Here is a 20,317-nt window from a genome sequence, read left to right as displayed (position 1 = left end):
CACTACAAATTCAATAGAGTAATTGTCATGTGTGGATACATTGGCGTCTTTGCCAAACAACCTCGTGCGTTCAACCCCAACCTGTTCGATGCCGCCCTGCGTGCGATCCATCATCGTGGCCCGGACAGCTCCAGCCAGTGGTTCGACCCCAAGGGCCAGGCCGCTTTCGGTTATGTGCGCCTGGGCCTGGTCGGCCTGGGTAACGGCACCCAGCCGATCGTCGCCGATGAAGGCGACCTGGTGATGATGGTCAACGGCGAGTTCTATGACTATCAACGCATCCGTACGGAGCTGGAGGGCTACGGTTGCCGCTTCAAGACCTCGTCCGACAGCGAAATCGCCATGCACCTGTACCGCCGTCACGGCGTACGCGGCCTCAAGCAACTGCGCGGCGAGTTCTCCATTCTGATCTTCGATCGCCTGCGCAAAAAGCTGTTTGCCGTGCGTGACCGGGTGGGCGTCAAGCCGCTGTACTACACCGAGCATGAAGGCGCCTGGTACTTCGCGTCCGAAATCAAAGCCTTGCTCGCCGCCGGCGTGCCCGCAGAGTGGGACCACGAAGCCTACGCCAACCGGGGCTTTATCCTGCGCGACCGTACCGTGTTCAACAACATTCGCAGCGTCAAACCCGGCTGCTGGATCATCGCTGACGAAAGCGGCCTGCAAACCGAACAGTATTGGGACTGGGATTTCCCCGACGCCCAGGCCACCGAGCAACGCAGTGAAGCCGAGATAATCGACTCGCTGCGCCACACCATCGAAGAATCCGTGCGCCTGCGTTTGCACGCCGATGTGCCGGTGGGTGTGTGCCTCAGCGGCGGCCTGGACTCCTCGGCCATGCTGGGCATCGCCACCGAACTGACCGGCCAGCCGCTGCAGGCCTTCCACTTGTCCTTCGAAGGCGAGCAGGCCTACGACGAACGCCAGTACGCTGAAATTGCCGCCCGGCATAACCGCGCCCACCTCAATGTGCTGTCGGTGAACTCCGCTGACATGGCGGACAACTTTGAAAACGCCCTGTGGCACGCCGAAATGCCCTTCGCCAACGCCCATAGCGTGGCCAAGTACCTGCTGTGCAAATACGTGCAGAACCAGGGCATGCGCGCGGTATTGACCGGTGAAGGCGCCGACGAAGTGTTCGGTGGCTACCCGCACTATCGCCGCGACATGGTGTTGTACAACCACGAAAACCAAGACCCGACGGCAATCGCCGAGCTCGCCCGCCGCCTGCACGCCAGCGAAGATCGCTACCTGCCCGGCGGCAAGAACGATGTGAAATGGGTGCAGGACGAACTGGGCCACGGCGTGTCCTGGCTGCAAACCCAATCGGCGTTGTTCGGGCCCCTGGCGCAGTTGTACAGCGATGACTTCCGTGAGCGCTTCAGCAATACCGACGCCTATCGCGAGTTCTACGACCGTCTGAGCCCACGGGCGCTGAACGGCTGGGAACCGGTCAACCGCTCGCTATACATGGTCGCCAAGTCGAGCCTGCCCAACGTGGTGCTGACCTCCCTGGGCGACCGCATGGAAATGGCCGGCAGCCTGGAAGGCCGCCCACCGCTGCTCGACCACCAAGTGATCGAGGCCGCGTGCCGCCTGCCGGTGAACATGAAAGTGCGCGGCGCCACCGAGAAATACGCCCTGCGCGAAGCCATGCGCCCGTATGTGCCGCAGGCCGTGCTGGACCGCAAGAAGCAATACTTCCGCGCGCCGCCGGCGTCCGAGAGCCCACAATCGAAGCTGTATGAAATGATCAACGACGTGTTGAGCGGCCCGGCACTGAGCAACGTGCCGTTCTTCGAGCCACGTAAAGTACGCGCCTTGCTGGCAACCCTGCCAAGCTTGTCCCCCGCCCAACGCGCCTCGGCAGACAATCTGCTGATGGAAATCGCCGGGCTGTGCCTGATGCAAAAACGGTTCGCCTTGAACTGACTTTCCGGCGGCACATCGCAATTGCGCTGTGCCGCCTGACCCAAGGAGGGTCCATGCTGAAAAAACATTTGTCACTTGCCGTGCTCGTCACCCTGGTGTGGGGGGTCAATTTTCCCATCACCAAACTGGGCCTGCGCGCCATCGATCCTTTTGTGCTCACGGGTATCCGCTTTGCCCTCGCCGCCCTGCCGCTGGTGTTCTTTATCAAGCGTCCTGCCGTTAAATTCAGCTACGTGGCCGCCTACGGTTTTATCTTCGGGTTGGGCATGTGGGGCGTGATCAACTACGGCATCCAGGTGGGTGTGAGCCCTGGTATTGCCTCATTGATCATTCAACTCAGCGTGTTCTTCACCATGGGCTGGGGCTTTGTGCTGTTCAAAGAGAAGATCCGTGGCGCGCAGATGATCGGCGCGGTATTGGCCTTGATTGGCCTGGCAGGGATCATTTCCACCCAGCAAGGCAACCATGCCGTGCTGGGTGTGATGCTGATCGTCCTCAGTGCGGTGGCCTGGAGCGTGGGCAATGTGATCATCAAGAAGTCCGGGGTGAAAGAGATCTTCTCGTTCATGGTGTGGGCCAGCCTGATCCCGCCGATTCCGCTGTTCCTCACGGCCTGGCTGATGCACGGCAGCGCCGCGTTCGAAGGTTTGCAAGCCAGCCTCGACCTGACGGCGATCCTGTCGATCCTGTTCCAGGTGTATTTGGCCACGCACTTTGCGTACTGGGGCTGGAACTCGCTGCTCAAGCTGTACCCGGTGTCCACCGTGGCGCCCCTGTCGTTGCTGATCCCGGTATTCGGCATTACCAGCTCCATGCTGATGCTCGACGAGCGCATTTCCACGCCTAACCTGATCTCGATCGGCATCATCATCGCCGGGTTGGCGGTGGGGTTGTATCGCCGGCCGGCGAACCTGGCTCCAACCAGCCAAGGCGCGGTGATGCAGGCGGAAAAGTAAGCCCGCCCGAAAACGCCCGGCGCATGGCCGGGCGACTGCCAACCTTCAATACGCGAAATTGTCGATCTTGACCTGGCCATCGGGGAAGGTCGCGATAATCTCCAGTTCGCCGCCCATTGCACGGATGTAATCGCGCAACGTGCTGATGTACATGTCGGTACGCCGCTCCATCTTGGAGACGGCCGCCTGGTTGATGTTCAACGCCTTCGCCAGGCTTTGCTGGCTCAACTGCTGGGCTTTGCGCAGCTCATGCAGGGGCATTTGCTGGAGGTGTTGCTGGAACAACTGCTTGGCTTCAGCACGCGCTTGTGGCGTCATGCGGGCTTGAAGTTCGGCGAATTTCTTAGCCATGGTTACGGCCCTCTCTACACAAAGTTTGCAAATGTACGTCGTACAACTTTTCTGCCACCGGGACGTGTTGGTCATACCAGCGGTGCTGCCCGGTCTTGTCCCCACCTATCAGTAATACCGCGCATCGCCGTGGATCAAATGCGTACAGCACCCGATAAGGGCGCCCCGCGTGTTGTAGGCGCAGTTCCCGCAGGTTGCCGTGCCGGGAACCTTTGATATCGCTGCTGTGGGGAAAGCCCAAGCCCGGTCCGAAAAGCCCCAGCAGGTCAACGCTGGCGGATACCGACACTTGCTCCTTTGTCCCCAAACCCGCCCACCAGTCTCCGAATTCATCCGTGTATTCAATGTCCCAATCCATGCAAATATGCCATCCAAGGAATATAAACTCAAGAACATAAAACGTAGTAGATAAATTGGACGAGCCGCCACCCGCCGCCCTTGGGAAATTGTTTGTACATCCTTCCGCCCTGACAGCAGCACGCGCATTGCGCTACAGCAATGCCCCTCAGCACGATCACGCGCTGCAAAAACACAATTATCGACCTGTAAAAAGCGCTCTAATACCCGCCTGTTGATTGGTTTTAAAGATCCTGGAGTTCGCAATGCCCCATGAAGGCAACCTGTTACAAGCAGCCGTGGTGTTCCTGCTCGCCGCCGTGCTGACCGTGCCCCTGGCCAAACGCCTGCAACTGGGCGCGGTGCTGGGCTATCTGTTCGCCGGTGTGATCATCGGCCCGTCGGTGCTGGGGTTGATCGGCAACCCGCAAAGTGTCGCGCAGTTCTCCGAGCTGGGCGTGGTGCTGCTGCTGTTTATCATCGGGTTAGAGCTGTCGCCCAAGCGTTTATGGGTGATGCGCAAGGCGGTATTCGGCGTCGGCCTGGCCCAGGTGCTGCTCACGGGCCTGGTGATGGGTGTCGTCGCGTTATGGCTGTTTGGCCAGTCGTGGAACAGTGCCATCGTGCTCGGCCTTGGCCTGGCGCTCTCCTCCACCGCGTTTGGCCTGCAAAGCCTGGCCGAGCGCAAAGAGCTGAACCAACCCCATGGTCGCCTGGCGTTTGCCATTTTGCTGTTCCAGGACATCGCTGCGATCCCGCTGATCGCCATGGTGCCGCTGCTGGCCGGCAGCGATCACCCGACCACCGAAGCCCAGGGCCTGCAGCATGTGTTGCAGATCCTCGGCAGCATCGCCGTGGTGATCATCGGCGGTCGCTACTTGTTGCGGCCGGTGTTTCGCATCGTCGCCAAGACCGGCCTGCGTGAAGTCTCCACCGCTACGGCGTTGCTGGTGGTGATCGGCACCGCCTGGTTGATGGAACTGGTAGGCGTGTCCATGGCCCTTGGCGCCTTCCTCGCCGGCCTGCTGCTGGCGGATTCGGAATACCGCCACGAACTGGAATCCCAGATCGAACCGTTCAAGGGCCTGCTGCTGGGCCTGTTCTTTATCAGCGTGGGCATGGGCGCCAACCTCAGCCTGCTGCTCAGTTCGCCGCTGGTGGTGATCGGGCTGACGCTGCTGCTGATCGGCCTGAAGCTGCCGCTGTTGTACGCGGTAGGCCGTATGGTCGGTGATCTCAATCGCGAAAGCGCCCTGCGCCTGGGTGTGGTGCTGGCAGCGGGCGGTGAGTTTGCTTTTGTGGTGTTCAAGATCGGCCGCGACCAAGGCCTGTTCGAACCCCACCTCTACGATGTGCTCGTACTGACGATTACCCTGTCCATGGCAGTGACGCCGCTGCTGCTGTTGGTGTGCCCGAAGCTGTTCAAGCCCAAGGTCAAGACCGTGGAAGTGCCCGAGGAATACCGCACCATCGAAAGCGACGCGCCGCGTGTGGTGATCGCCGGGATGGGCCGTATGGGCCAGATCGTGGCGCGGATCCTGCGCGCGCAGAACATCTCGTTTATCGCGCTGGACACCTCGGTGGAAACCATCGAGCTGACCCGCAGCTTCGGCGGCATGCCGGTGTTCTACGGTGACCCGCAACGCCCCGAGATCCTGCACGCGGCCAAAGTCGACCAGGCGGAGTTTTTTGTGATCGCCATGGACGACCCGGAGATCAACATCAAGACCGCCGAGCTGGTGCGCAACCTCTACCCGCACATGAAGATCATCGCCCGCGCACGTAACCGCCAGCACGTGCACCGCCTGGTCGACCTGGATGCCTCGCCGATTCGCGAGACCTTCTACTCCAGCCTCGAAATGAGCCGCCGCACCCTGGTCGGCCTGGGGTTGAGCCAGGCCCAGGCCGATGCGCGCATCACCCGCTTCAAAAACCACGACTTGCAGGTGCTGGCCGCGCAACACGCGGTCTACGACGACGCCGCCAAAGTCATGCAAACCGCCCAGGAAGCCCGGGCTGAATTGGCAAGGCTGTTTGAAATGGATCGGCTTGAGGAAGAGTCCGACAAGGTGTGAGGCTTCGGATGAACGATTTTGCGAAAATTCTGACAGAATACGCCGCAATTTCGTTCATCCCTGGAGCGCTTCATGGCCACTTTCACCAAGACCGCCGCCTTGCTGGTCCTCGCGCTGACCGCCGGCAGCGTGTTCGCCGCCGCTAAGCCAACCACGCAAACCATCTCCACCTTGGGCGGCAAGTTCACCTTCAACCTGCCCAAGGCCTACGCTGCCGACACCCTGCCCGCCAGCAAAGCCGAAGATGGCACCGCCGATACCCAAGGCACGATGTACGCCAACCAGACCACGAAAAGTGTGGTGATCGTCGCCGAAACCGTGCGCAACGATGGGGTAACCATCGGTGATAACGACGCGAAATTCCTTGATGGCGCCGTGGCCGGCTTCGTCAAGGACCAAGGCGCTGCGCTGCCTGACTTCAAGAAACAGAGCGAGAAGAAACTGACCTTCAAGGGCCTGGGCCTGCGCCAGGTGGACAGCACCGCCACCCAAGGCGGCGGCAAGACGCTGAACTCGACGTTCCTGGCCGGTTCGGGCAATCACTTGCTGGTGATTCAGGCGATTTCGCGCGCGGATGATGCGAAGGGCCATGCGGCGCTGGTGAAGCAGATTACCGGCGGTAAATAACAGTCTTCCAAACAACTCGGTCCAAATGTGGGAGCAGGCCCGCTCCCACAGTGTTCGACCGCGTTTAATCCAGGCTTTTTTCCAGCCAGGCTTTGAGGTCCTGCACTTCCGCTGCACTGACGGTATGGTTCATTCCCGAATAACCATGAAACTCCGGCTTCAACCCCCACCCCGTCAACACCTCATTCGCCCGGGTCGCCGAGGTAAAGGGCAACGCCTGGTCCAACGTGCCGTGGCCGATGAAAATCGCCAATTTACCCAGTGACTCATCCGGCTTCAGCTCAGCCTTGAGCACCGGCAACACGCTGCCACTCAACGCCGCAATCCCACGCACCAGCTCCGGCCGGCGCAAGCCCACCTCGTAGGACATGATCGCGCCCTGGCTGAAGCCGACCAGGAACACCCGGTCAGGTTGAGTGTGGTACTTGGTGGTGGCTTTGCCGACAAAATCCTCGATCAACGTGGCGCTGCGCTGCAGGTCGGCGGTCTCACCATCGTAATCGCCGTCACCGGGCGTCTTGGTAAACCAGCGATAGCCGTGCGGGTCCACCGGCATCGGCGCACGGGCCGACAGGTAAGTCCAGGTAGACGGCAGCGCATCCTTGATGCCGAACAAGTCTTCCTCGTTGCTGCCAAACCCGTGCAGGAAGATCACCAGTGGCTGGTTGCGCGCATCGCCCTGGGTCTGTTCCAGGTACGACAACGGCAAGTCGGTGTGCAGCGTATCGTCGGCATGAGCGGCACCGGCCACCAGGGTCAGCGCCAGGGCAAACAATTTGAGCATGGGACGTTACCTCAGGGTTTGCGGAGCAGATAAGTGTCCATGATCCAGCCATTTTGCAGGCGCGCCGCCTTGCGCACCCGTTCGATTTCTTCAGCCACTTCACTCACTTTGCCACTGATCAGGATCTCGTCCGGGGTGCCCAGGTAGGCACCCCAGTAGATATCCAGATCCTGCGCCGCCACCGTACGGTACGAGTCTTCGGCGTCGAGCATGACCACCAAGGTGTCGGCGTCGCTGGCCTGCCCCGCCGCCAGACGGCGCCCGGTCGTGATCTCGACCGACTTGCCGATGCGGTTCAGCGGGACTTTGTGCTGGGCGGCCAGGGCCTGCACGCTGGTGATGCCGGGGATCACTTCAAACTCAAAGGTGCAGCGGCCACTGGCCAGGATCGCCTGCAGGATGCGAATGGTGCTGTCGTACAACGCAGGGTCGCCCCAAGCCAGGAAAGCGCCCACTTCACCGTCAGCCATTTCTTCGTTGATCATGCGTTCGAAGGTCTGCTGCTTGTCGCGGTTGAGGTCCTGCACGGCGGTGGTGTAATCGATGTCGCCGCGCACACGCTCGGGGCAATCGGCCTCGACGAAGCGGTAGCCCGGCTCGGTGATGTAGGTCTCGCAGATCTCGCGGCGCAGGTCGATCAACTTGTCTTTGCTCTGGCCCTTGTCCATCAAGAAAAACACGTCGGTGCGGTTGAGCGCCTTCACGGCCTGCATCGTGATGTAGTCAGGGTTGCCGGCGCCAATGCCGATGATCAGGATGCGTTTCATGGGTTGCTCTCAGTGCGGGGCGTGGATTTTGCCATGTTCAGGCGCCTAGGCGTGAGTGTCCAGGCGCAGGCGCCAGAGGTTGTTGAAACGCAGCTCAGTGGCGGACAGCGGTTCGACGTCGATCCGGTAGAACATCGACAGTGGAAACTGCATGACATGCCACATCGCGGCACGGATCACAAAGGGATGAGTGATGGCCACGACATGGCCGGGCTGGGATTCGAGGGTTTTCATCCACTCACCCACCCGCCAGCAGATCTGCTCGACCGACTCGCCCCCATGGGGCGCGCACGTGGCGTCAGTGAGCCAAGTGTTCAGCGTGTCACTCTCCAACTGGCCGATGTCCTGGCCCTTCCACTGCCCGAAATCACCATCGCGCAACGCGAACTCGATCACCCCATCATCGCCGAACAAGCCTGCCGTCTGCCGCGTCCTGGCCTCAGGCCCACATAACAGGCGCCGGGTTTTCTTATAGCGATCAGCCAGCGACAACGCCGAGCCTTGCCAATCCATCACCACCGCCTCGTCATCAGGAAAACGCCCCTGTTTTTGCAGAGGCGTGACGGCGTGGCAAATGAGCGTCAAACGAGTGGTGTGCATTGCAGAGTGCTTGAGACCAAAAAGATAAGGCCTCAAGACTGGCGCAGTTATGGCTGGGGCGCAACGCCTTGTGCCAGGTAGAGCACGTGGTAACCCGTGCCTTGACGCGCCTCGTCCAGCGCTGCGGACGACAACGTAAACCGAACCAACCGCCAAGCCTGTACGTCCAGCGCCAGGAACACCGCGAACGTGTCACTGCGCCCCGCCACCTGCTGATTACGCCGTTTCTCCTCGGCCAATAGGCTGGCGCGGTCCGCTCCGGGCTCCAGCGGCCACGCCTCGCGATACACACTCAACGCGCCCTGCGCCGGCCCCCACTGCACATCCAGCGGTAACCAACTCTCGATATGTGGGCGACCAAAGCTGTCGAGCACTTTCTGAAAACGCTCGCCGAGTAAAAAGTCAGCGGCCTGCAACGGATCGGCCCACAAGTAGACCGACGAATACACATTGCCACCGCGCTCCTGGGCGATAAACGCCTTGAACAGCAACCCCTCGGCGTTATCCCACAATGGCCCCAATTGCGCGGCGCGGCGGCGAATCACGCCCATGTCGTAGTCGGCAGGCAAGCGGTGTGAATACTGTTTGGCAAACATGCGAGAACTCCTGTGCAAGATGAGGGTTCAGCTTGCGCAGCCGCGATGATTTCAACAAGATATCAGCCGATATAAGTGCGATAAGGATTGAATATGACTGACGTGCTCAAACCGCTGGACATCGACACCGTCCAGGCTTTCGTGCTGGTGGCCGATTTCGCCAGTTTCACCCGCGCCGCCGAAGCCCTCGACACCTCCCAGGCGGCGATCAGCCTCAAGCTCAAGCGCCTGGAAGAACGCCTCGGCTATCGCTTGCTCGAACGCACGCCCCGGCACGTGCGGCTGTCGCCCCAAGGCGAACACTTCATCGTCGCCGCCCGCGCCTTGCTCAACGCCCATGAACGCGCCCTGGGCGATATGGGCAGCCACGCACTCCGCCGTCTGGTGATCGGTATCAGCGACCACGTGGCCGGCCCCGACTTGCCAACCTGGCTCAGCCGCTTGGCCGCCTACGACCCGTTAGTGATCCTCGAAGTGCGCATCGCCTCCTCCCGCGAGCTGGTCGCTGCCTTCGATCGCAACGAGCTGGACGCCGTGATCGTGCGCAACGAGGGCGACCGCCAGAACGGCGAAGTATTGGCGGTGGAACGCTTTGGTTGGTTCGCCGCCCCCACCTGGCAACACAGCCCCGGCACGCCCCTGCGCATGGCGACCATGGCCGCGCCCTGCGGCGTGCGCCATTTGGCGACCCGTGCACTGGACACGGCGCGCATCGACTGGACCGAAGTATTTGTCGGCGGCGGCGTGATGGCCGTCGGCGCCGCCGTCAGCGCCGGACTCGGCGTCGCCGCCCTCGCCCACCGCGTGGCACCGTCTGGCGCGGTGGACGTGAGCGAGCAATACGGCTTGCCCGCCCTACCCGTGAGTGAAGTGGTGCTTTACAGCCGTATCAGCGATGGCCGCTCCCAGGAAACCTTGCGCGCATTAAGCGCAACCTTCCGGGGTGCATTGCAACGCTGAGTTCAGATTGGCCCGCCTGCCTTTCTGTCACTTTGCCTGGCCCGCCGCACACCGTAGTGAGCGGGCTTGCCCCGCGCTGGGTGGCGAAGCCGCCCTAAACCAGGCGCCGCTATTCCTTCTGAAGAACCGCGCTGTCCTTATTGGGGCGGCTTCGCCACCCAGCGCGGGGCAAGCCCGCTCACTACAAGGTAGGTGCGGTGGAGTCAAACCACTCGCGCCGGCCTTCAAATGTGCCCACGATCAACTCTACGATCATCCGCACTGCCTCAGCATCCTCCACCTGCGTATTCACCGCCAACCATACCTGCCGCTGCATGCGCGCCTCCAACAACCCCGGCAACGCCACCAAGCCTCGGTCAAAACTGCTCATGTAATGCGGCAGCAACCCAATGCACGCACCGCAGCGAATCATCTCCAGCATCAGCGAATACGCATGCACCTGCACCACTGCCGCCAAGCGTTGCTGCACCACCTGGTTCCAGGCCTGCAAAGCCTCCACCTGCGCATCGGGCTGCCATTGCACCAGCATGTAATCGTCGAGGTCTTCCACACTGTCCGGGCGTGTCGTCAACCGCGAATAACGCTTGGCGATATGCGGCAGATACTGCAAGCGCGCCAGGGCTCGCGGCGGTTCAGTGGGAAAACTCGGGCCGGGGCTCGGGCCGTCGGCATCCGACAACCACAGCACCACATCCACATCCACCGCTTGCAGGGACAACTGGCTGTCGATGGAGATGATCTCCAGGCGCACGCTGGCATTGCGGCGCAGCAAGGCTATCAGGTCGCGACCCAGGATGTCATGCAGGATCGGCTCCGCCACCGCCAGCCGAATCAATGGCTGCTCCGTCACCGGCAAGCGGCGTTCATGGGCCAGGGCGATCAGCTGCGCCTGCAATTGCTGGCCGTCACGGCTGAGCACCAAACCATTGCCCTGGTAGCTGAACAGCGAATGCCGCAGCTGCTCTTCCAACTGCGCCAGGCGCTTGCGCAGCAGCGTCGCCTTGATATTCAAGCTGCGCGCCGCTTGCATGAAACACCCGCAGCGCGCACTCACCAGAAAGTAGCGCGCCACCTCCGGGTCGATCTCATCGGCCAAGGCCAGCCAGCGGCTGCGCCCCTCGGCGGGTGCGCGATAAGCGGCGGGCCCCTGGGGGGCAGACGGTTCTAGAAATGCCATGGGAGACTCCCTGTCTTGTGGTCTGTGCATCCAATGCGGGTTGACGCGTGTTACTCCAGCACCTTGTTCAGCTCGGCGCCGTCGATACTAAGGGTCGCGGTGTTAAGCATGCCTTCGAGGTAAGCCTTGGCGATCTGCTCCTGGCGCTGGGCGCGCAGGGCCTGGGTCAGGCGCTCACGCAGTTCGTCGAGGGTCGCGGTGCGTGCCGGTTGCTGGCCGGTGAGTTTGAGCACATGGAACCCCGCCGCACTCTGCACCACGTCCGACACGGCCCCGACCTTGAGGCGCGACACCGCACTGCGCACTTCCGGTACCAGTTGCTGCAGGGGTTGCATGCCCGAGTCGCCACCGCGTGCGGCGGAGTCCGTGTCCTGGGAAAACTGCGTGGCCAAGGCGGCGAAATCACCCGGTGCGGCCTGGGCCCGACGGCTCAGCTCCTGGGCCTGGCGACGTACCGTGTCGAGGGTTTGCGGGTCATTCGCCGCGAGGAAAATCTGGCTCACACGGTACAACGGTGGCGTTACCCATTGCGCCTTGCCGCTGTCGTAGGCCTGCTGCAATTCAGCCGCGCTGGGGTAATCCGCCGGCACCTGGCTGACCGAGAGCATGTAGTCGCGGAACACGATCTGCTCGGTGGCGGCGCGGGTCTGTTGCTCTACCTCAGGGCGCTGGCGCCAGCCCTGGGCGTCGGCCTGTTCAAGCACGGCCTTCTGCGCCAGGCGTGAGCGGATCCAGGTTTCCAACGCACCACGGTTGCCGCGCAGTTGCTCACGGGATTCGGCCGGCAGGCTGGCCAACACGGTTTTCAGTTCAGGCAGGTCGATTTGCTGGTTGCCCAAGCGCGCCACCGCCGGCCCGCTCGCGGCTGGATTGATCACCGGCGCCGGTTGCTGCGCCGCCACCGGGTCGCTGCCCGGCCGCAAGCTCAAGCCCACCGCCACCACCAGCAAGGCCAGCGCACCCGCGCCGACCATCAGGGTTGGTTTTTTCACAATACGGGTGCCTCTTCGCCCACCGCTGCGGCCTGCAACTGCGCGGCCTGCTGGCTGTACTCACGCAGGTAGACGATGAATTCCTGCAACAGGCGGTCCCACAACTCCAACTGGCTACGCAGGTGCGTGGCGCCGACGCCGGCCACCACCACGTCCATTTCCATCAGCAGGAATTCGCCCTGCACCGACAACCGCGCAAAGCGGCGCGACGCGTTCCACACCTGGGCCAGGCCCTCAGGCAACTCGCCCTGGATACGCAGCGCACAGCTGTAGGTGAAATCCACATAGCTGCCCTGCTCTGCCGCCGGGTTGCCGAAGCGCACTGCAAAGCCGATGCCCTGGCTGGCGCTGAGCAATTGCACGACGCCATTTTGTTCGCTCGGGTTTACCCGGTAGCCGGCTTCCTGCAGCAACTCGGTGAGGCGCTGGGTGGTGACGCTGGTGATCAATTCGCTCATGGTGATCTCTTCCCTGTCTATCAATGATTGGCGGTTGCCTGGGGTGCATCAAAACGGCTCTTGTACAAATCGTCGCCAAAACCCTGGGCCAGTTCCTCGAACTTGACCCGCGCGCTGCTGGCGAACGGCTGGCGAATACTCATCACCTCGGCCACATCGATCTTTTCGTAGGCCGCGAGCAGTTGCTGGGCCACGCCGTACATCTGTTGATTCTTGACTGAACATTGCTGCACTTGTGTGTCACGTTCGCTCAGTTGCGCCTGCAAGCGGGCACGCTCGGCTTCTTTGCCCTTGGCGAGCACCAGCAGTTCGTCATAGGCCTTCTTGAACTTGCCGATCTGCTCGTTGCTGGCCGCCACCTGGGCCTGCGCCTGGCTGTGCAGGCTCTGTTGCTGGCCGGCCAATTGCTCGGCCGCGCCACGGGTCTTCTCCAGCTCAGCCGTCAGCTGCTTGATTTGCGCCTGGGCCTGCTTGGCTTGGGTTTCAGCAGCGATACGCGCCGCACTGGCCTGGGCCTGCTCGCTTTGCAGTGCCTGCAATTGCTGAGTGGTGCTGCGCAGTTGCGTGCGCAGGCGCTCCTCCATGCCTTCGGCCGCAGCGCCGGTGGTGACCAGCAGCAGTAACAGCCCGCAGATTCGCATGTTCATGTGGCATCTCCCTGCGCATCAAAAGCGCGTGTTGAGTTCCAGTTGCATCACATCGACTTCAAACGGCTGGCCATACACTTCGGAGGCGCTCAACCAACGCGCACTGGCGTAAATGTTCTTGTCGATTCCGTAGTTGGCGCCAATGAAGTAACCCTTGGCGTTGGTGCCGCCCAGGTGAAACGAAGAGTCGTTGAAGCCGTCGGGCAAGGCGTCGGGCTGGATGTACTTGTAGCCGGCCAACACGTTCCAGTCGCCGCGCTTGCGCATCTCCAGCGCGCTGCCCAGGGTGAACGACACCATCAGCGCATTGCCGCCACTTTCAAACTGGCCCTTGCTGTTGATGTTGTTGACGATCTCGCCTTCGCTGCGCTTGAGCATTTCGCCCTTGTCGTAGGCCAGGTTGTGGATGAAGTTGCCCTGGGTGCGCAGCTTGAAATCGCTGGGCAGGTCGCTGTCCCAGACCAGGTTGAGGTCCAGCACATCGAACTTGGACGCCAGGCCGACGAATTGAGGGTCAGGCGTTTTGGCCGGGTCAGTCGGGTTGGTGGTGTTGTTGCGCAGGTTGAACACCGAGTTGCCTTTTTGCATGAAGGCAACACGCGTGCCGTCAGTGTCACAGGCGGGCGCGCCCCGCCATGTGGAGCAAGGGCTGGAACGCTCGCCTTCGATGTCCTGGAACTGGTAGTAAGCGGCGGCAAGTTTGAGACGGTTGCTGCGGTTGATCTTCCAGTCAGCGCCAATCTGCCCGCCAAACAGCCATTTGGTGTCGCTGTCTTCCTTGTCGATGCCATTGGTGCTGGCGGTGTCGGCGGTGTACTCGACCGGGAAGGCACCGAGGGTCCCGAACAGCCCCCACTCGCTGTTGAGGCGGTGGTTGAAGATCGCGGCCACGCCGTCGAAGTTGAGGTCGTTGGAATACATCATGTCGGTGGAATAGAACGGGTTGCCGATGCGCCCGGCAGTCAACGTCATGTAGTCAGTGGTTTTCCAGGTCAGGTAACCCTGATCCAGCCAGATGTCTTTTTTGCCGAAGCCGCCGCCCAGGGTCTGGGTGGTCGACACCGGGTTATTGTCAGAGCCGGTGGCGATGCGAATGCCGGCGGTCCACTCCGGCGAGATCACCGCTTTCATGCCCAGGCGTGCGCGCAGGCGGAACAGGTTCTCGCGGTCCTCGCGGGTGTTGAGCAAGGGCGGCAACTTAGTGTTGGAGTTTTTGTTGACGTCGTAGGGCCCCGTGTCGTTGAGCTTGGCGAAGTCGGTGATGTTGTTGCTGTTATTACCCGAAAAGTAGCGTGACTCATCGCGCAAACGAATATCGCCATCAAAGCTGATACGCGAGATCCAATCGGGGAAGGTATTGGGCTGTGCCCAGTTTTCCTGCTTGGCGGTGGCCATGACCTCGGCCTTGACCTGGTCGCGAATCTGATCCTTGACCGCCTGCGGCACATACTGCACACGCACATCGCCGGGCCCTGCGGTCGGTCCTGCGGCAACCACCGGCACGGCATTGGCCTGGCGTGCCTGCTGGGCCTCTTTCTCGGCCTGGGCGATCAGCCCATTGGCGGTGGCCTGGGTCAGCACACCTTGCTGCACCAGCAGACGGATCAGGTTGATGGTGACGTTTTCCGAAGGCGCAACCGGGGCTGCAGCCGCCTGGCCAACCAGGGTCGCGATGACCATGCCAACCGCCAGGGTCAGTCGATTCACGGGGGAAATCATGTGTACGCAACTCCTGTAAAAATCCGTTAAAAAAGGTTCAGTCAATCCGGGCGCCGGCCCTTGAGGGACAGGCGCATGGGCAGCGTCAGTGACGCCGGCGGCTTCTGTGCGGCACGCGGTGCACGTATCAGCGCGAGCATCTGGGCGTCGGTCTCGGCATCACCGCTGGACTTGGCCACCAGCGCTTTAGTGACCTGGCCATCGGTGCCCAACCACAGGTCTATCTGTATCGAGAAAGCCTTCTTGCGTAATTCCGGGTCTTCGCGCATCAGCCGTTGATAGGTGCCGGCCAGATACTGCTTGTACGTGCCGGTACCCAGCCCGCCGCCACCGCTGCCGGCCATGCCACCGCCCTTACCCGCGCCGATGTTGAAACCGTCATTGCCGGACTGGGCGTCGCCGTCGATCTGCATCGGGTTGGCCAGGTCTTCGTTAGGTGAAGGCGGTGCTTCCTCGGCCGGCTTGACCTCTTCGGGTTCCGGGCTGGGCACCGGCTCCGGGACTTTTTCTTCGACCTGGGGCTCGGGCTCCTTGGGTTTTTCCGGCGGCGGCGGTGGTGGTGGCGGCAACGGGATAATCGTCGGCACCTTCGGCGCTTCGCGGCGCACGCCACTCATGTCGTTGGCCCACTGCCATAAAAACCAGGCCGCCACGGCCCCCAACAACAGGCCGGCGCCCCACTTCAACGGGCGCAACGGCGGTTTCTTTTTCACCGGTATTGGCGCAATCGGGATCTGTGCGGTCATGACTCAGCCCTGGCTCGGTTTGCCGGTGACCAGCCCGACCTGGGACAGCTCCAGCCGGCGCAGCAAGTCGAGTACCTCGATCACCTTCTGGTACTGCACCATCGCGTCGCCGCGCACGATCACCGGGAAGTCCGGGTTCAACGCTTTCTCGATACGCAGGCGCTCTTCCAGCTCGCCGAGGGTGACCGGGTAGGCGTCGAGGAACACCTGGCCGCCGTCGTTCACGGAAATGGCCTTGGTCTTGGCCTCCGACAACGACACCGAGGCGCTGGCCTTGGGCAGGTGAATCTGGATGCCCGAGACCTGGGCGGTGGCGGTCAAAATAAACATCACCAGCACCACCATCAGCACGTCCACCAGAGGCGTGATGTTGATGCTGTCGACGGCGGCATCGTCGTCATCGTCGTGGGAGGCATTTACGGAAGCCATGGCGATTCTCCTCAGGCCGGAACGGATGCGTGATGCGGTGCGCGGTGCGCGGCTTCACTGTGCTGGCTCTCGCCGTGCATCTCCGCCAGGCGGGTGATGAACTCGTCGACAAACACGCGCATATCCGCACTGACTTCCTTGTTGCGGGTGATCAAGCGGTTGTAGCCAAACAGCGCCGGGATCGCGACGAACAGGCCCATGGCCGTGGCCAGCAAGGCTGCGGCCATGCCCGGCGCGATGGCATTAATGTTCACGTCACCGGCCATGGCCGTGCCGAGGAACACCACCATGATCCCCAGCACCGTCCCGAGCAGGCCGATGTACGGGCCGCCGGCGATGGCGTTGGACAGGGTCGAGAGTTTGGAACTGAGCGCCTGGTTTTCGCGGGTGCGCACGCCGTCCATGGAGCAACGGATGGCTTCGATGGTCGCGGCCGACACCGATGAGGTGTCGGCGCCTTGGGCGCGACGGGTGCGGATCTCCTTGACCGCCACCAGGTACAGGCGCCACAGCGAGGAATGGGTCAGGCGCTCGCCCAACTGGGCGTCGTCGGCGTACATCTCCAGGCGTGTGCCGATCTGCGCAAAGTGCTCACGGAACACTTCGTTGGCACTGCTTAAACGGCTGACCTGGCGGTTCTTGCGCAGCATGATGACCCACGACTGAAACATCATCGCCACCAGCACCAGGATGATCACCCAGGCGTCCACCGGTACGGCGTTGAGCAAGAAGCCCAGGCTGCCGAAACCGAAGCCGGACTGTTCTTCATCCACCCCATAGGCCACCAGTTTCGATTCGGCGCCCTGGGCGCTGGCATCGGCCAGCAGCAGCGCGGTCGGACGCGCCACCTTGGACAGGCGCAGCTCATCGATGGCCCCGGCGAATGGCAGGTGCGTACTGCCCGCTTCCGGCAGGTCGGCGCCGATGGCCAGCTGGGAATTAAAGGCCGGCATGGCCACCGCGAGGGTCGCGGTTTCGCGGCCATTCACATACAGCGTGACCTTTTCACCCTCGGCGGTGAACGCCAGGTGCTGCCATTGGCCGGGGTTCAGCGGCTGGGTCGAGACAGCGCGCTGGCCGTCGATGTCCACAAACGGCATGCCTTGGTTCAAGCCCAGCAACAGGCTATGGGTGCCGTCACGCCGGGCCAGCACCACTTGCTCGCCACTGGCTTGGTCCAAGCGCAACCAGGCGCTGAAGGTGAACGCGCCGCCTGCCGCATGTTGCAACGAGGGGCTGGCCGGCAACATCAGGGGTTGGCCGCCGAACTGCAAGGCGCGGCCGATCACGCCATCGATGGCGGCGCCGGTGGCGTTCAACGCGGTGTTGGCGTAGGCCGTGGTGTCCCGGGCCGGCGTGCCGTTGGCGCCATCAAAATGGTAGAGCGCGGTGTAGTTCGGGTCGAAGGTCAACTGGCCGTTGGCGGTGGCCGGGGCCTTCTGGTTGCCGTAGTACATCCACAGGTCTTGGCGCTGGCCGCCTTCGACCTTGGGCACATCGACCCAGATCAGCGCCATGCCCATCAACGGGTCGAAGCTTTCGATCTGATGGTTGAACACGGTCTTGTCATCGGCACTCACAAAGCGCAGGTCGGCGCCGTCATCCTTGACCCCGTCAAAGGTGAAATTACCGGTGTGCAGGCGCACCAACAGCGCGGTACGGCCCAGGGCCTGGTTGATCGCGGCCCCTTGCGCGGTGGTGTCGACCGAGATCTGTTTGCGGTAGTGCCAGTCGTCCTGCCACCAGGCATGGGCGGTGGCCGGGAGCGCGAAGCCCAGGCAGATCAACAGGCTCAGGAATAGGCGTTGCATGGGTGAAGTCTCCGGAAGAAAAAGTCAGAAAGTCGCCTGCACACTGAAGTGCAGTCGCGAGTCCTGTTTCTGGGTGTTCGGTCCATCGAGCAGCGGGTAACCCCAATCCAGGCTGCCGGACAACCATTTGCTCAAACTGGCGCGGGTGCCCAGGCCGACACTGGCCAGGCTGTATTCGTCTTCTTGCTCGGGCAGTGGGTCGTGCAGGCGCATGCGCGCGCCTTCAGCAAACGCGTAGAAGCGCCACTCCTGCACATAACTGCCGAGAAACTTGGCCAGGGACGGCGTGCGCAATTCCTGGGAGAGCAAGTAGCCCTCGTCCCCGGTGCGCTCGGCCGCCAAATAGCCGCGCACCGACGTGGCGCCGCCGGCCGAGTACTGCTCGTTGGAGACCAGCGGTCCCGAGGCGAGTTGGAAGCCGCCTTTGGTCGCCGACTGCCAATCGTTGGCGAAGGTGTAGGTGTAATTCAGGTCACCCTTGAGCACAGCAAAACTGGCGCTGGCCTTGTAGCGCTTGTAGTCGAACGCCTCGGCATCGCTGCCGTAGCCGAAGAAGGCGCGGGTACCGACGATCAGGTTCAGGCCGAGGCCCAATTGGGATTGCTCGGTGTAGCGATAGCCGTTGTAGCCCAGGGTGAATGGCGCGTATTTGAGCGGCACCTGGTCACTGCTGGCGCCGAATTTCATTTCCTCGTCGAAGTCCTTGAAATCGATCCCGAACGAGAATGAGTTGGCCCAGTTACCGGCAGCCGGCAGGTTGTAGATGGCCGACACACCGTAGGAATAGCCCTTGCCCAACACGTTGCTGCCGCCGATGGTGGCAATGTTGCTATCGGACTGGTAACCGGAGAACTGCAAGGTCCAGCGCTCATTCAACGGTGCGGTGTAGGAACCCGACCAGACCTTGGCATTCTCGGTGTCCTGGGGGGCGGTGAAGTAAGTCAGGGAAATGCTGTGGCCCAGTTGCCAGAGGTTGTCGTAGCCCAGGGTCGCGACCGACCGCAGCTTCTCGGTGTCGGCGCTGTAGTCGTTGTTCAGGCCGATGCTGGCGTGCCAAGGGTTCTGGTCTTCGACCTGCAGGTCCACATCCATGGTGCCCGGGCGCTGGCCCTCGCGTACCAGCGGCGTAACCTGGCGCCCGGCACTGCGGTTGAGCCCGGCCAGCTGGGTCTGCACCGTGGCAAAATCCGGCACCGCCCCCTCCTCCAGGGCCGGCACCTGCTCGCGGATCTCTACCGGCGAATAGTGCTTGGCGCCGACCACGCGCACACGGCCGACCTTGGTTTCGCTGACTTGCAGGTAGACGATGCCGTCATCGACCTTCTGCTCCGGCAGCTCGACAAACACCGACTGGTAGCCACGCGACTGGTAGATCTTCTGCAAGGCATCGCGGGCGCCTTCGATATCGCCCAAGGTCTTTTGCGGGCCGAGGAACGGATACACCGCCTCCTCAATCGTCGCCGCATCGAGCACCGTGTTGCCGCGCACGAAGTACTCGTTGACGTCGACCTTGCGCGCCGCCGCCTCTTCCTCGGCCAACACCGGTTGCGCCAGGCTCCCCAGCGTCACGCAACACAGCGCCAGCGTTAATTTGAACAGATGCTCCACACCGCCCCCTGACATTCTGATTTTATCCGCCGCCGCCGATTGCCCGGCGCAAGGCCTGCTCAATTGCTGGTGATCGAGGTGTTGCCGTGGCGGGCCAGCCAGGTGTGCAACAGGGCGAAGTTCAGCGAGAACTCCGGCATGTGCAGCAGGGCGCCACAAAACACGTCACCGATGATTTTCTGGATGAGTTGCACCGCACGCGGGTTGTTCAACAGCGTGGCGATGTCGCGGGTCAGTGCCTGGATGCTCCAGACCTTCTGGTTGAGGTCCAGGCCGACGAACCAGCGGAACAGCAGGTTGTAGTTCAGCTGTTCATGCAGTTGCTGCTCGCTGGGTACCGAATACAGCAATTGCAGCAGCAGGATCTGCAGCACGGTCTGCGGGGCGATCGACATCGGGGCTTCGGCCACCAGCCAGTCGCGGTGCTGGTCGAGCACTTCATCGATCTGCGGGCGCAGCAACACCAGGGAATGGCTGGCCGGGATGTAGCTGGAGACTTCCTTGCGGGTGCCCTGCCAATCGTCCTGGGAGACAATCCATACCCAAGGCGCGCCGTAGCGATAGACCGACACCGGCTTCTTGCGCGCCGCTTCGACGATCTTCGACAGGCGCTGGTCGAGCTCCTGCATGCCCACTTTCGAGTAACGTTCCATAGTTCCCATCGCCCCACTCCTGGCATCCTGCTTGCGGCTGAAAAGCCCACCTTTCTGGTGGGCTCAAGCGCGTTACACAGGAGAGACGGGAGT

21 protein-coding genes are annotated in these 20,317 nt (G+C 62.2%); 5 read left to right on the top strand and 16 right to left on the bottom strand.

The window, feature by feature from the left end; translation table 11 throughout:
* Positions 1–27 precede the first annotated feature (27 nt).
* On the top strand, positions 28–1,932 hold the full coding sequence (asnB, locus tag ACI512_RS15280; RefSeq protein WP_236380362.1) for an asparagine synthase (glutamine-hydrolyzing): 1,905 nt from the start codon (positions 28–30) through the stop codon (positions 1,930–1,932).
* 53 nt (positions 1,933–1,985) lie between these two features.
* A complete protein-coding gene (locus ACI512_RS15275; protein WP_012723668.1) occupies positions 1,986–2,888 on the top strand; it encodes an amino acid metabolite efflux pump in 903 nt (300 codons plus the stop codon).
* 45 nt (positions 2,889–2,933) lie between these two features.
* Here ACI512_RS15275 and ACI512_RS15270 read toward each other — a convergent pair whose 3' ends face one another.
* Positions 2,934–3,239 (bottom strand): XRE family transcriptional regulator, encoded by a 306-nt coding sequence (locus ACI512_RS15270; RefSeq protein ID WP_012723667.1) that lies wholly within the window; start codon positions 3,237–3,239, stop codon positions 2,934–2,936.
* Positions 3,232–3,597, bottom strand: a complete 366-nt coding sequence (locus tag ACI512_RS15265; protein ID WP_231810004.1) for a type II toxin-antitoxin system RelE/ParE family toxin — start codon at positions 3,595–3,597, stop codon at positions 3,232–3,234. Before ACI512_RS15265 ends, ACI512_RS15270 begins: the two co-directional genes overlap by 8 nt.
* Before the next feature lie 244 nt (positions 3,598–3,841).
* Here ACI512_RS15265 and ACI512_RS15260 point away from each other — a divergent pair, with 244 nt between their 5' ends.
* Positions 3,842–5,650 carry a monovalent cation:proton antiporter-2 (CPA2) family protein gene (locus ACI512_RS15260; RefSeq protein WP_012723665.1) on the top strand — a complete coding sequence of 603 codons (1,809 nt, stop codon included), beginning with the start codon at positions 3,842–3,844 and terminating at the stop codon, positions 5,648–5,650.
* 72 nt (positions 5,651–5,722) lie between these two features.
* A complete protein-coding gene (locus ACI512_RS15255; protein WP_236380361.1) occupies positions 5,723–6,277 on the top strand; it encodes a hypothetical protein in 555 nt (184 codons plus the stop codon).
* 64 nt (positions 6,278–6,341) lie between these two features.
* On the opposite strand, the gene ACI512_RS15250 is transcribed toward ACI512_RS15255, so the two are convergent.
* The 4 genes from ACI512_RS15250 to ACI512_RS15235 are packed head-to-tail and all read right to left on the bottom strand — an operon-like array spanning position 6,342 to position 9,024.
* The gene (locus ACI512_RS15250) at positions 6,342–7,061 is read right to left on the bottom strand and encodes an alpha/beta hydrolase (protein WP_236380360.1); all 720 of its coding nucleotides are present in this window, start codon (positions 7,059–7,061) and stop codon (positions 6,342–6,344) included.
* Between the two features lie 11 nt (positions 7,062–7,072).
* Positions 7,073–7,828 carry a precorrin-6A synthase (deacetylating) gene (gene cobF, locus ACI512_RS15245; protein ID WP_012723662.1) on the bottom strand — a complete coding sequence of 252 codons (756 nt, stop codon included), beginning with the start codon at positions 7,826–7,828 and terminating at the stop codon, positions 7,073–7,075.
* A 45-nt stretch (positions 7,829–7,873) separates the two neighbouring features.
* A complete protein-coding gene (locus ACI512_RS15240) occupies positions 7,874–8,428 on the bottom strand; it encodes a histidine phosphatase family protein (RefSeq protein WP_231809998.1) in 555 nt (184 codons plus the stop codon).
* A gap of 47 nt (positions 8,429–8,475) precedes the next feature.
* Complete coding sequence (locus ACI512_RS15235; protein WP_231809996.1) at positions 8,476–9,024, bottom strand: DUF4865 family protein; 549 nt, start codon at positions 9,022–9,024, stop codon at positions 8,476–8,478.
* Between the two features lie 93 nt (positions 9,025–9,117).
* Between ACI512_RS15235 and ACI512_RS15230 the strand changes: the two genes are divergently transcribed.
* Positions 9,118–9,984 carry a LysR family transcriptional regulator gene (locus ACI512_RS15230; RefSeq protein ID WP_236380359.1) on the top strand — a complete coding sequence of 289 codons (867 nt, stop codon included), beginning with the start codon at positions 9,118–9,120 and terminating at the stop codon, positions 9,982–9,984.
* 181 nt (positions 9,985–10,165) lie between these two features.
* Here the strand turns inward: ACI512_RS15230 and ACI512_RS15225 are convergent, their stop codons facing one another.
* The 10 genes from ACI512_RS15225 to ACI512_RS15180 are packed head-to-tail and all read right to left on the bottom strand — an operon-like array spanning position 10,166 to position 20,224.
* Positions 10,166–11,161 (bottom strand): LysR family transcriptional regulator, encoded by a 996-nt coding sequence (locus ACI512_RS15225; protein WP_236380358.1) that lies wholly within the window; start codon positions 11,159–11,161, stop codon positions 10,166–10,168.
* 50 nt (positions 11,162–11,211) lie between these two features.
* Positions 11,212–12,153, bottom strand: coding sequence for a peptidylprolyl isomerase (locus ACI512_RS15220; RefSeq protein WP_046036725.1), 942 nt, complete (start codon positions 12,151–12,153; stop codon positions 11,212–11,214).
* The gene (locus ACI512_RS15215; protein ID WP_064054404.1) at positions 12,150–12,611 is read right to left on the bottom strand and encodes a YbjN domain-containing protein; all 462 of its coding nucleotides are present in this window, start codon (positions 12,609–12,611) and stop codon (positions 12,150–12,152) included. Before ACI512_RS15215 ends, ACI512_RS15220 begins: the two co-directional genes overlap by 4 nt.
* Before the next feature lie 20 nt (positions 12,612–12,631).
* Positions 12,632–13,258: a hypothetical protein gene (locus ACI512_RS15210; protein WP_064054403.1), complete on the bottom strand. Its 627-nt coding sequence runs from the start codon at positions 13,256–13,258 to the stop codon at positions 12,632–12,634.
* A gap of 18 nt (positions 13,259–13,276) precedes the next feature.
* Positions 13,277–14,977 carry a putative porin gene (locus ACI512_RS15205; RefSeq protein ID WP_236380357.1) on the bottom strand — a complete coding sequence of 567 codons (1,701 nt, stop codon included), beginning with the start codon at positions 14,975–14,977 and terminating at the stop codon, positions 13,277–13,279.
* 41 nt (positions 14,978–15,018) lie between these two features.
* A complete protein-coding gene (locus tag ACI512_RS15200) occupies positions 15,019–15,723 on the bottom strand; it encodes an energy transducer TonB (protein ID WP_012723653.1) in 705 nt (234 codons plus the stop codon).
* 3 nt (positions 15,724–15,726) lie between these two features.
* Positions 15,727–16,152: a biopolymer transporter ExbD gene (locus ACI512_RS15195; protein WP_010211136.1), complete on the bottom strand. Its 426-nt coding sequence runs from the start codon at positions 16,150–16,152 to the stop codon at positions 15,727–15,729.
* 11 nt (positions 16,153–16,163) lie between these two features.
* The gene (locus ACI512_RS15190) at positions 16,164–17,963 is read right to left on the bottom strand and encodes a DUF2341 domain-containing protein (RefSeq protein ID WP_236380356.1); all 1,800 of its coding nucleotides are present in this window, start codon (positions 17,961–17,963) and stop codon (positions 16,164–16,166) included.
* Positions 17,964–17,987: 24 nt separating this feature from the next.
* Positions 17,988–19,571, bottom strand: coding sequence for a ShlB/FhaC/HecB family hemolysin secretion/activation protein (locus ACI512_RS15185; RefSeq protein WP_236380372.1), 1,584 nt, complete (start codon positions 19,569–19,571; stop codon positions 17,988–17,990).
* A 59-nt stretch (positions 19,572–19,630) separates the two neighbouring features.
* A complete protein-coding gene (locus tag ACI512_RS15180) occupies positions 19,631–20,224 on the bottom strand; it encodes a transposase (RefSeq protein WP_043205185.1) in 594 nt (197 codons plus the stop codon).
* Positions 20,225–20,317 lie beyond the last annotated feature (93 nt).

It is taken from the genome of Pseudomonas petroselini (assembly GCF_045037875.1).
GTDB classification, from domain to species: Bacteria; Pseudomonadota; Gammaproteobacteria; order Pseudomonadales; family Pseudomonadaceae; genus Aquipseudomonas; species Aquipseudomonas petroselini.
The sequence above is the reverse complement of the archived record's forward strand: the minus strand, read 5'-3'. Positions and strand labels throughout refer to the sequence as shown.